The organism is Sphingopyxis sp. (assembly GCF_035250425.1).
In the GTDB taxonomy this organism is placed as follows: domain Bacteria; phylum Pseudomonadota; class Alphaproteobacteria; order Sphingomonadales; family Sphingomonadaceae; genus Sphingopyxis.
The window spans coordinates 1-10,444 of sequence record NZ_DATFFD010000025.1 but is presented as its reverse complement, the minus strand read 5'-3'; the positions used below and the strand labels follow the sequence as shown (position 1 = coordinate 10,444).

Genomic DNA, 10,444 nt, shown 5'->3' with positions numbered 1-10,444 from the left:
AGCGCGCCCGACGAAACCCAATGGAGCACCGGCGTCACGCTCGCTTCGCCGCTGCCCGTCACGAACGACAGGAAGATCGGCCAGCTCAAGGCGCAGCTGATGAACAGCGCCCCCGTGGTCAGGATTTTCGACGGCACATTGCCGATCACGCGCTGGCCGAGACCTGCGATAAGTGCCGCGAGCAGCGGCAGGAAAACGATCGCCTGGATCACCGGTTTACCCCTTCATCCGGTTGGCATCGTCGACGGCAATCGTGCCGCGGCCGCGGAAGTAAATAACGAGAATGGCAAGACCGATGGCGGCTTCGCCCGCAGCGACAGTCAGCACGAACATCGCGAACACCTGTCCGACGAGATCGCCGAGCGCGGCGCTGAACGCGACGAGGTTGATGTTCACCGCCAGCAGAATGAGCTCGATCGCCATCAGGATGACGATGATATTCTTGCGGTTGATGAAGATGCCGAGCACGCCGAGCGTGAAGAGCACCGCCGAAACGGCGAGATAATGGCCGACCGAAATCACAGTTCCATCCCCTGCCCGACGCCCGGATCGACCAGCCGCGTCGCATCCTGCGGACGGCGCTGGTTCTGGTGCGAGATATTCTGGGTGCGCACGCCGCCACGTTTCCGATGCGTCAGCACGATCGCGCCGATCATCGCGACGAGGAGGACGATGCCCGCCGCCTCGAACAGGAAGATGTAGCGCGTGTAGAGAAGCTCGCCGATCTGCTGGATATTGCTCTTGTCACTGACGATCGGCGCGGCGCGTGCGGCGAGATCGACCTTGCCCGCACTCCATGCCGCAACGGCAACGATAAGCTCAACCGCCAAGATGATCGCCACTAGCGCGCCGAGCGGCAAGTACCGCACGAAGCCCGCACGCAATTCGGCGAAATCGATGTCGAGCATCATCACGACGAACAGGAACAGCACCGCGACCGCACCGACATAGACGATGACAAGCAGCATCGCGATGAATTCGGCGCCCGCGAGCAGCATCAGCCCCGCCGCGTTGAAGAAAGCGAGGATCAGCCACATGACGCTGTGGACCGGATTGCGAGCCAGAATGACCATCGTCGCGGACGCGATGACGATCGAGGCGAAGAGCCAGAAGGCGATAACTTGAATCATGATTTCACCGTCGCCCCCGCGAAGGCGGGGGCCGTTGTCGTGAGTGCACGGCCTCCGGCGGCCCCCGCCTTCGCGGGGGCGACGAAAGTTTTTCGATAGGAATGCCCCTGAATCATCGCGCGCCCTTATCGGTAGGGCGCGTCGGCGGCAAGATTCGCCGCGATCGCGCGTTCCCATTTGTCGCCATTGGCGAGCAGCTTGGCCTTGTCATAGAGCAGCTCTTCGCGCGTTTCGGTCGCGAATTCGAAGTTCGGCCCCTCGACCACCGCATCGACCGGGCACGCTTCCTGACAGAAACCGCAATAGATGCACTTGGTCATGTCGATGTCGTAGCGCGTCGTGCGGCGCGAACCGTCTTCGCGCGGCTCGGCCTCGATCGTGATCGCCTGCGCCGGGCACACCGCTTCGCACAGCTTGCACGCGATGCAGCGCTCCTCGCCGTTCGGATAGCGCCGCAGCACATGCTCGCCGCGGAAACGCGGCGACAGCGGGTTCTTCTCGAACGGATAGTTGATCGTCGCCTTCGGCTTGAAGAAATATTTGAGCGTGAGGGCGTGCGCCTTCACAAATTCCCACAAGGTGAAGCTTTTGATGAGGTGGGCAATGGTACTCATGAATACCTCGTCAGCATCAGATAGCCGGAGATCAGGAAGATCCAGAGAAGCGAGATCGGCAGGAAGATTTTCCAGCCCAGCCGCATCAGCTGGTCATAGCGGTAACGCGGGACGGTCGCCTTGACCCAGCTGAAGACGAAGAAGAAGAACAGGATCTTCGCGAACAGCCAGATGATGCCCGGCACGGCATAGAGCGGCGCCCAGTCGATCGGCGGCAGCCACCCGCCCCAGAAGAGCACCGCGTTGAGCGTGCACATCAGGAGGACGTTGGCGTACTCGCCGAGCCAGAAGAGGGCGAAGCTCATCGACGAATATTCGGTCTGGTAACCCGCGACGAGCTCCGATTCCGCTTCGGTCAGGTCGAACGGCGCGCGCGCGGTTTCGGCGAGCGACGAAATCAGGAACATCACCGCGAGCGGGAAGAGCAGCAGGTTGAAGCCGAAGGCGTTGACGATGCCGAGGCCGTGGCCCTGCTGCGCCTTGACGATCTCGTTCATGTTGAAGCTGTCGGCGAACAGCACGACACCGATCAGGATGAACCCGATCGAGACTTCATAGCTGATCATCTGCGCCGAAGCGCGCATCGCCGAAAAGAAGGGATATTTCGAGTTCGACGCCCAGCCCGACAGGATCACGCCATAGACGCCAAGCGACGAAATCGCGAGGATGTAGAGTAGCCCGACGTTGATGTCGGCGAGCACCGCGCCCGAATTGAACGGGATCACCGCCCACGCCATCAAGGCGACGGTGAAGGTGATGATCGGCGCGATCAGGAACAGCCCGCGGTTGGCGCCGGTCGGGATGATCGTTTCCTGAAGGAACACTTTCAGCCCGTCGGCGAAGCTCTGCAGCAGCCCGAAAGGACCGACGACGTTCGGACCACGGCGCAGCGCGATCGCCGCCCAGATCTTGCGGTCGGCATAGATGATCATCGCAACGCTGAGCATCAGCGGCAGCGCGATGAGCAGGATGCCGGCGATCGTCGCGACGCCCCACGCCCAATTCGGGTCCATGCCCCAGGAGATGAAGGTCTCGGTCATTTCCGGGTTCCGTCCTGGTTGCGCCAGCCATTATGCGGGCCGGGCTTTTCCGACTTGCGCGGGTTGAAGCCGCGCCACACCGAATAGCCCATCCCGACCAGCAACACGCTGGCAATCGCATGCACCGGGGTCATTCCGCGGCCTCCGCAAAATCTACGCCATGGATCAGCTCTTCCGAGCAGCGCTGCATCGTCGGCGACGCGCGGCAGATGGCGTTGGTGAGGTAGAAATCCTTGATCGGCGACGGGATCGCGCGCGCCTCGGGCTTCGCGGGCAGTTTAGGCACCGTCCAACCGTAATCGGCGAGGCCTTCGACGCCGAGCGCGGGCACTGCGGCGATCATCGCCGCGCGGCACTGCGCAAAGCTGTCGAAACCGAGCGACACGCCGAGCGCATCGGCGAGCGCGCGGAAAATGCTCCAATCCTCGCGCGCGTCGCCGGGGGCGAACACCGCTTTTTCGCTGCGCTGGACGCGGCCTTCGGTGTTGACCGTGGTGAAGTCCTTTTCGGTCCACGCCGCAGCCGGGAGGATGACGTCGGCCGCATGCGCGCCCTTGTCACCATGATGGCCGACATAGACTTTGAACGTGTCGGGCAGCGCCGCAAAATCGACCTCATCGGCGCCGAGGAAGAAAGCGAGCTTCGGCTTCGCCGCGATCACATCCTTGATCCCGCCGGGCAAGCCATAGCCGAGCATCAGCGAGCCCATGCGTGCGGCCGAGAAGTGGACTACGTTATAACCGTTCCAGCCCTGTCCTGAGCTTGTCGAAGCGGCGTCCTTGACCGCATTCACCGACTTGGCGAGTGCGAGGCCCGCGCCGTGGACGCCCGGGACCGACAAAGCGCCGCCGCCGAAGATCAGCATCGGACGCTCGGCGCCCTTGAGCGCGTCGAGCACCGCTGCGGGCAGCTTCGTCACCAGCGAGGCGTCGTCGCCAAGCCACTCCGCCTTGTACGTCAGGTCGGTTTCGGGACCGATCGCGAAGACCTTCGCACCCTTCTTCCACACCGCCTTGCGGATGCGCGTGTTGATCAGCGGCGCTTCCCAGCGAAGGTTCGTGCCAACGAGCAGGATCACGTCGGCGTTTTCGGCTTCGGCGATGCCGGTGTTGAAATTGACCACCGACAGGCTGGTGACGTCATAGTCGAGCCCGGTCTGGCGCCCTTCGAGCAGATTGCCGCCGAGTGCGTTCACGAGCGACTTCGCGGCGAACATCGTCTCGCAATCGGCGAGATCGCCCGCGATCGCGGCAACCGACGAACCGGCGTTGACGGCCTTGATGGCCGCAAAAGCTTCGGCCCAGCTGGCGGGCTGAAGCGCGCCGTTCACGCGAACATAAGGCTGGTCGAGGCGGCGGCGAACGAGGCCGTCGACATGGTGGCGCGTCTTGTCGCTCGCCCATTCCTCGTTCACGTCGTCGTTGACGCGCGGCAGCACGCGCAGGACCTGACGGCCGCGCGCGTCGATGCGGACATTGGTGCCGACCGCATCCATCATGTCGATACCGAGCGTCTTGCTGAGTTCCCACGGCCGCGCTTCGAACGCGTAGGGTTTGCTGGTCAGCGCACCGACCGGGCAGAGGTCGATGACATTGCCCGACAGCTCGCTCGCAACTGCGCGTTCCAAGTAGCTGGTAATCTGCATATTTTCGCCGCGCCCGATCGCGCCGATATCTTCGACGCCCGCGACTTCCTCGGCAAAGCGGACGCAGCGCGTGCACTGGATGCAGCGCGTCATCACCGTCTTGACGATGGGGCCCATATATTTCTCGGTGACCGCGCGCTTGTTCTCGTCATAGCGCGTCGCGCCGCGGCCATAGGCGACCGACTGGTCCTGCAAGTCGCATTCGCCGCCCTGATCGCAGATCGGGCAGTCGAGCGGGTGGTTGATGAGCAAAAACTCCATCACCCCCTCGCGCGCCTTTTTCACCATCGGGCTGTCGGTCTTGATCACCTGTCCCTCGGCGGTCGGCAGCGCGCACGACGCCTGCGGCTTCGGCGGGCCGGGCGACACTTCGACGAGGCACATGCGGCAATTGCCGGCGATGCTCAAGCGTTCGTGGTAGCAAAAGCGCGGGATTTCCTTCCCCGCCATCTCGCACGCCTGCAGAACGGTCGCGCCCTGCGGGACGTCGAGTTCTACGCCATCTACGGTGACCTTAGGCATCGACAGAACTTTCAGATGAATTGCTGGCTTCTCGCAGGCGATAGAGTCCCTCGGCCAGAGCGCCGCGGAGGATTCCTCGTCCGAATCCTACGCTCTGCCCCGGCGGCATACAGGCCTGCAAATTCGGCAGAACAGCCGTAAGCGCTGTATTTTCCTTGGCAGTATAGATGTCGGACATCACCAGATTATGGCTTTCGACGGGAGCGATGCGCGCGACGCAATCGCCAAATTGCCGCAACGAAAGAATCGTGTTCGGGACGGTGCCCGAAGCAAATTCTTTCGCGTAATCGCGTACCGGCAAATCCTTGAGCGCCGGGCTCGGCGCATCGCGATAGGTTTGACGATAAAGGGCGCCAAGCAGCTCATACCGAAAAAGAAACGGCGTAAACGCCAGCTTCGACGCATATTTCGTCTGACCGACGTTCGGCAAGCAGCCAGGCTCGGTGACCTTGTCGCCAAATTTTCCGCCATCCTCCGATTGCGGATCCATGGCGATGAATTCCAGCGCTAGACGACGCGCACGCGCGCTGTCGACGACGCAATCGGCGAAGGATTTCATCACGATTTCGCGCTGCTTGGCGGCGTTATCAGCGACGAGCGGCACATTGGGTGCGTTCGGCTCGTGCAGATGCGATCCCTGCTGGGCGCCGACAGGCGCCGACAGCTGCAATGCAGCCATCATGATGCAGGTAAAACCCGCCAATCGGGACGAGGCCATCTTCACTCCGCTGCCTCCAGCACGCCGCCATTCTCGCGGATGCGGCGTTCGATTTCGGGGCGGAAATGCTTGATCAGACCCTGGATCGGCCACGCCGCGGCGTCGCCCAATGCGCAGATGGTATGGCCTTCAACCTGCTTGGTCACGTCGAACAATGTGTCGATCTCGCTGATGTCGGCGTCGCCGGTGCGCAGCCGCTCCATCACGCGCCACATCCAGCCGGTGCCTTCGCGGCACGGGGTGCACTGGCCGCAGCTTTCATGCTTGTAGAAATAGCTGATGCGGCTGATCGCCTGGACGATGTCGGTCGACTTGTCCATCACGATCGCGGCCGCGGTGCCGAGGCCCGATCCGACGGCTTTCAGCCCATCGAAGTCCATCGGCGCGTCCATGATCTCGGCCGCGGGGACCAGCGGAACCGACGAGCCGCCGGGGATCACCGCGAGCAGATTGTCCCAGCCGCCGCGAATGCCGCCGCAATGCTTGTCGATCAGTTCGCGGAAGGTGATGCCCATCTCTTCCTCGACGACGCACGGGCGCTCGACATGGCCCGAGATCTGGAAGAGCTTGGTGCCCTTGTTATTCTCGCGCCCGAAGCTGGCGAACCACGGCGCGCCACGGCGCAGGATTGTCGGGACGACCGCGATCGATTCCACATTGTTCACCGTCGTCGGGCAGCCATAGAGGCCCGCACCCGCCGGGAACGGCGGCTTGAGGCGCGGCTGGCCCTTCTTGCCCTCAAGGCTTTCGATCATCGCGGTTTCTTCGCCGCAGATATAGGCGCCGGCGCCGCGGTGGACGAAGACGTCGAAATCATAACCCGATTTCGCCGCATTCTTGCCGAGCAGCCCGGCGTCATACGCCTCCTGCACCGCGGCGAAGAGCGTCTCGGCCTCGCGGATGAATTCGCCGCGGATGTAAATGTAGGCCGCACGCGCGCGCATCGCGAAGCCCGCGATCAGCGCGCCTTCGATCAGCTTGTGCGGATCGTGGCGGATGATTTCGCGGTCCTTGCACGACCCCGGCTCGGATTCGTCGGCGTTGATGACGAGGAAGCTCGGGCGGTCGGCGCGCGGCTCCTTCGGCATGAAGCTCCACTTAAGCCCCGTCGGAAAACCCGCACCGCCGCGGCCGCGCAGGCCCGACGCCTTGATCTCCTCGATGATCGCGTCCTGGCCGCGGCTCATCAGGGTTTTGGTATTGTCCCAATCGCCGCGCATCTGCGCGGATTTCAGGTTCCACGGCTGGAAACCGTAGAGATTGGTGAAGATGCGATCCTTGTCGTGGAGGCTCATGCGACCTCTCCCAGCTCGTCACCCTGAACTTGTTTCAGGGTCCATGGCCCGACCTTTCCACAAGCGCCGTGCTGAACGAGAGCGTAGGCCATGGATGCTGAAACAAGTTCAGCATGACGAAGGAATAGGGTGTTGATCATGCCCCCCACTCCTTTCGATAGTCGTGGTTCGCCTTGACCATTTCCTTCAGCGTCGTCGGCCCGCCCTCCGGCTCGCTGGTGTGACGCTGCGGATTTTGCGTTCCCGCCTTCGGCTGCTCGCCCGCAGCGAGCGCATCGAGGATGCGGACGGTGCTGTCGTAATCGAGGTCTTCGTAATTATCGTCGTTGATCTGGACCATCGGCGCGTTGGTGCAGGTCCCCATGCACTCGACCTCGGTCAGCGTGAACAGGCCGTCGGGCGTCGTCTTGCCCTTCACCATGCCGCGGTTCTTGCACGCCGCCATCACATCGTCCGATCCGCGCAGCAGGCACGGCGTCGTGCCGCAGACCTGCACATGATAGCGGCCGACCGGCACGAGATTGTACATCGTATAGAAGGTCGCGACCTCATAGGCGCGGATGAACGGCATATCGAGCTGACCCGCGACATATTCAATCACCGGCACGGGCAGCCAGCCCTGCGTCCGCGTCTCGGCACCGACCTGGCGCTGCGCGAGGTCGAGCAAAGGCATCACCGCCGAGCGCTGGCGCCCCGCGGGATAGCGCGCGATGACCGCCTTCGCCTTTTCGGCATTTTCCGCCGTCCACGCAAAAGCGCCCCAGCGCGCGCGCGTTTCGGCTTCGTCGGGGATTTGGGGTGCGTCAGCCATGTCAGTTTTGCCCTGCGGGTTTTGTCGCGTCAGTTGAGGCCGCCTGATCGTCGAGCCCCACATTAGCCATGATCACCCGATCAATTTTGCCCTTCTTCAAGCCGTAAAACATCTGAACCTTTGCTTGAGTGCCCCAGTCGGTCGGAACCGACAGATAGCACATCACTAAATCCTCCAACGGCCCCTCATCAGTGGCAGTCTTCTGGCATGTAGCTGAAAAAGGATGCTTCTTATCTGAGGTAATGACATCGTACATACCTTCGACGACGCCGGGTCCATTTGCATACTTTACTGGCCCTTGGCCATTTTCTTGGATACCGGCGGCAACATCAGAAGCCAGATGCTTCACATGCTTTGGAAAATCTTTTTTAATTACATTGGCAATTGTCACGGACTCTAGATGTTCCAGAACAATATCCGCATTGCTTAACGCAGAATCGTCAGCATGTGCTTGCGTGCTAACGACAATGCTAAGAAACGTAGCCGTAGCCCAAAAAAGCCTCACCGATCACACTCCCCGAACACCACATCGATCGCGCCGATGATCGCCGTGGTATCCGCGAGCATATGGCCTTTCGACATCATGTCCATCGCCTGCAGATGCGAAAACGCCGTCGGGCGGATCTTGCAGCGGTACGGCTTGTTGCTGCCGTCGCTGACCAGATAGACGCCAAATTCGCCCTTGGGACTTTCGGTCGCGACATAGACTTCGCCCGCGGGGACGTGGAAACCCTCGGTGTAGAGCTTGAAGTGATGGATCAGCGATTCCATCGACTGCTTCATCTCGCCACGCTTCGGCGGCACGACCTTGCGGTCGAGGCTGGCGATCGGGCCGGTGGGCATGTCGCGCAGGCACTGCTTGATGATTTTCGCCGACTGATAGACTTCCTCGACGCGCACCATGAAGCGGTCGTAGCAGTCGCCGCGGGTGCCGACGGGAATGTCGAATTCCATTGAAGCATAGGCGTCATAGGGCTGCGACTTGCGCAAGTCCCATGCGATGCCGCTGCCGCGGATCATCGGGCCCGAGAAGCCCCAGGCCAGCGCGTCTTCCTTGCTGACCGTCGCGATGTCGACGTTGCGCTGTTTGAAGATGCGGTTGTCGATGACGAGGCTCATCGCGTCGCCGAACAGCTTCGGCAGGCGCTTGTCGCACCATTCGCCGATGTCGACGAGGAGCTTTTCGGGGACGTCCTGATGGACGCCGCCGGGACGGAAATAAGCGCTGTGCATCCGTGCGCCGGAGGCACGCTCAAAGAAGTTCAGGCAATCCTCGCGCAGCTCGAACACCCAGAGGTTCGGGGTCATCGCACCGACGTCCATGACGTGCGACCCGATGTTGAGCATATGGTTGCAGATGCGCGTCAGCTCGGCGAACAGCGTGCGCAGATATTGCGCGCGGGGGGGCACTTCGAGGTCGAGCAGCTTTTCGATCGCGAGCACATAACTGTGCTCCATCGCGAGCGGCGAGCAATAGTCGAGCCGGTCGAAATAGGGCAGCGCCTGCAAATAGGTCTTATATTCGATCAGCTTCTCGGTGCCGCGGTGGAGCAGCCCGACGTGCGGATCGACGCGCTCGATGATCTCGCCGTCGAGTTCCATCACCATGCGCAGCACGCCGTGCGCCGCGGGATGCTGCGGGCCGAAGTTGATCGTGTAATTGGTGACAACCTGATCGCCGACGGTATCGGCCGTATCGACCGGATAGCCTTCGAACATGTCGCTGCCGTGGTGCTTGATAGCTGGGGAGTCGGTCACAGCTGACCTCCGAGATCAAATCCCGTCACCCCCGCGAAGGCGGGGGCCCCGCTTGCAGCGGGTGCAGGAAAAAGCGGGATTCCCGCCTTCGCGGGAATGACGAAGAGGGGATTCACTTGCCTCCCTCCTTCGGCTTGCGGCGCGCGCGCGGCTTCGGCGGTGCCTTTTCGGCCCTGGTCGTCGCGGGCGTTTTCGCCTCCTTGGTGGCGACCTTGGATTTTGCGCCGTCGGGGCTAGTCTTCGCGGCCTTGAGGTTGGCTTTCGCCCCTGCCCCGGTCTGCGACGGCTTTTCGGTGGTCTTGGGAGTCGGCGGCGGCGGCGCCTTGGCCTTGTCGTCGGCCGCCTTCACCTGCGCGGCGGTCATCGGCGTCGGCGCGCCCTTGCCCGGTGCCTCGCCCGTCCCTCCGGCCTTTTCATCGCCGGGCAGCACATAATCGGCGCCTTCCCACGGCGACATGAAGTCGAAATTGCGGAAATCCTGCGCGAGCTTCACCGGCTCGTACACGACGCGCTTGTCTTCTTCGCTGTAGCGCAGTTCGGTATAGCCGGTCAGCGGGAAATCCTTGCGCTGCGGGTGCCCTTGGAAACCATAGTCGGTCAGGATGCGGCGGAGGTCGGGATTGCCCGCGAACAACACGCCGTACATGTCGAACACCTCGCGTTCGAGCCAGCCGGCGTTCGGCCAGACCGGAACGATCGTCGGGACCGGCGTCGCCTCGTCGGTCGACACGCGGACGCGCAAACGGTGGTTCTTCGTGACGCTGAGCAGGTGATAGACGACCTCGAACCGCTCGGCGCGGTCGGGATAGTCGACCCCGGCGATTTCCATCAGCTGCTGATATTCCATCTTGTCGCGCAGCGCGATCATCACGCCGGCGATTGCCTCACGATCGACGGTGATGCTGTCTTCA

General features: G+C 62.4%; 13 protein-coding genes and 1 pseudogene. All 14 read right to left on the bottom strand.

Translation table 11 applies throughout. From position 1 onward, the window contains the following. Positions 1 to 212: pseudogene (locus tag VJ811_RS01725) on the bottom strand (NADH-quinone oxidoreductase subunit L); the annotation flags it as partial. Between the two features lie 4 nt (positions 213 to 216). Continuing rightward, the gene (nuoK, locus tag VJ811_RS01720; protein ID WP_053554267.1) at positions 217 to 522 is read right to left on the bottom strand and encodes an NADH-quinone oxidoreductase subunit NuoK; all 306 of its coding nucleotides are present in this window, start codon (positions 520 to 522) and stop codon (positions 217 to 219) included. After that, positions 519 to 1,130 carry an NADH-quinone oxidoreductase subunit J gene (locus VJ811_RS01715; protein ID WP_324070543.1) on the bottom strand — a complete coding sequence of 204 codons (612 nt, stop codon included), beginning with the start codon at positions 1,128 to 1,130 and terminating at the stop codon, positions 519 to 521. Before VJ811_RS01715 ends, nuoK begins: the two co-directional genes overlap by 4 nt. Before the next feature lie 125 nt (positions 1,131 to 1,255). Next, on the bottom strand, positions 1,256 to 1,744 hold the full coding sequence (gene nuoI, locus VJ811_RS01710; protein ID WP_324070542.1) for an NADH-quinone oxidoreductase subunit NuoI: 489 nt from the start codon (positions 1,742 to 1,744) through the stop codon (positions 1,256 to 1,258). Then, on the bottom strand, positions 1,741 to 2,784 hold the full coding sequence (gene nuoH, locus VJ811_RS01705) for an NADH-quinone oxidoreductase subunit NuoH (RefSeq protein WP_324070541.1): 1,044 nt from the start codon (positions 2,782 to 2,784) through the stop codon (positions 1,741 to 1,743). The genes nuoI and nuoH overlap by 4 nt, the downstream gene beginning before the upstream one ends. Continuing rightward, positions 2,781 to 2,918 (bottom strand): hypothetical protein, encoded by a 138-nt coding sequence (locus tag VJ811_RS01700; RefSeq protein WP_324070540.1) that lies wholly within the window; start codon positions 2,916 to 2,918, stop codon positions 2,781 to 2,783. Before VJ811_RS01700 ends, nuoH begins: the two co-directional genes overlap by 4 nt. Continuing rightward, positions 2,915 to 4,951, bottom strand: a complete 2,037-nt coding sequence (nuoG, locus tag VJ811_RS01695; protein WP_324070539.1) for an NADH-quinone oxidoreductase subunit NuoG — start codon at positions 4,949 to 4,951, stop codon at positions 2,915 to 2,917. The genes VJ811_RS01700 and nuoG overlap by 4 nt, the downstream gene beginning before the upstream one ends. After that, a complete protein-coding gene (locus VJ811_RS01690; protein WP_324070538.1) occupies positions 4,944 to 5,633 on the bottom strand; it encodes a hypothetical protein in 690 nt (229 codons plus the stop codon). Before VJ811_RS01690 ends, nuoG begins: the two co-directional genes overlap by 8 nt. Positions 5,634 to 5,671: 38 nt before the next feature. Next, complete coding sequence (gene nuoF / locus VJ811_RS01685; RefSeq protein WP_324070537.1) at positions 5,672 to 6,964, bottom strand: NADH-quinone oxidoreductase subunit NuoF; 1,293 nt, start codon at positions 6,962 to 6,964, stop codon at positions 5,672 to 5,674. Continuing rightward, positions 6,961 to 7,104, bottom strand: coding sequence for a hypothetical protein (locus tag VJ811_RS01680; protein WP_324070536.1), 144 nt, complete (start codon positions 7,102 to 7,104; stop codon positions 6,961 to 6,963). The genes nuoF and VJ811_RS01680 overlap by 4 nt, the downstream gene beginning before the upstream one ends. Next, positions 7,101 to 7,775, bottom strand: a complete 675-nt coding sequence (locus tag VJ811_RS01675; RefSeq protein WP_324070535.1) for an NAD(P)H-dependent oxidoreductase subunit E — start codon at positions 7,773 to 7,775, stop codon at positions 7,101 to 7,103. The genes VJ811_RS01680 and VJ811_RS01675 overlap by 4 nt, the downstream gene beginning before the upstream one ends. Before the next feature lies 1 nt (position 7,776). Beyond that, on the bottom strand, positions 7,777 to 8,166 hold the full coding sequence (locus VJ811_RS01670; RefSeq protein WP_324070534.1) for a hypothetical protein: 390 nt from the start codon (positions 8,164 to 8,166) through the stop codon (positions 7,777 to 7,779). Positions 8,167 to 8,276: 110 nt separating this feature from the next. Continuing rightward, a complete protein-coding gene (locus tag VJ811_RS01665) occupies positions 8,277 to 9,494 on the bottom strand; it encodes an NADH-quinone oxidoreductase subunit D (RefSeq protein WP_324070544.1) in 1,218 nt (405 codons plus the stop codon). 151 nt (positions 9,495 to 9,645) lie between these two features. Further along, on the bottom strand, positions 9,646 to 10,444 hold a 799-nt coding region (locus tag VJ811_RS01660), incomplete at its 5' end, for an NADH-quinone oxidoreductase subunit C (protein ID WP_324070533.1).

Coding starts and splice junctions, on each gene's coding strand:
- VJ811_RS01715 (WP_324070543.1), bottom strand. CDS start 1,130: ATGATTCAAGTTATCGCCTTCTGGCTCTTCGCCTCGATCGTCATCGCG.
- nuoI (WP_324070542.1), bottom strand. CDS start 1,744: ATGAGTACCATTGCCCACCTCATCAAAAGCTTCACCTTGTGGGAATTT.
- nuoH (WP_324070541.1), bottom strand. CDS start 2,784: ATGACCGAGACCTTCATCTCCTGGGGCATGGACCCGAATTGGGCGTGG.
- VJ811_RS01700 (WP_324070540.1), bottom strand. CDS start 2,918: ATGACCCCGGTGCATGCGATTGCCAGCGTGTTGCTGGTCGGGATGGGC.
- nuoG (WP_324070539.1), bottom strand. CDS start 4,951: ATGCCTAAGGTCACCGTAGATGGCGTAGAACTCGACGTCCCGCAGGGC.
- VJ811_RS01690 (WP_324070538.1), bottom strand. CDS start 5,633: ATGATGGCTGCATTGCAGCTGTCGGCGCCTGTCGGCGCCCAGCAGGGA.
- nuoF (WP_324070537.1), bottom strand. CDS start 6,964: ATGAGCCTCCACGACAAGGATCGCATCTTCACCAATCTCTACGGTTTC.
- VJ811_RS01680 (WP_324070536.1), bottom strand. CDS start 7,104: ATGATCAACACCCTATTCCTTCGTCATGCTGAACTTGTTTCAGCATCC.
- VJ811_RS01675 (WP_324070535.1), bottom strand. CDS start 7,775: ATGGCTGACGCACCCCAAATCCCCGACGAAGCCGAAACGCGCGCGCGC.
- VJ811_RS01665 (WP_324070544.1), bottom strand. CDS start 9,494: ATGTTCGAAGGCTATCCGGTCGATACGGCCGATACCGTCGGCGATCAG.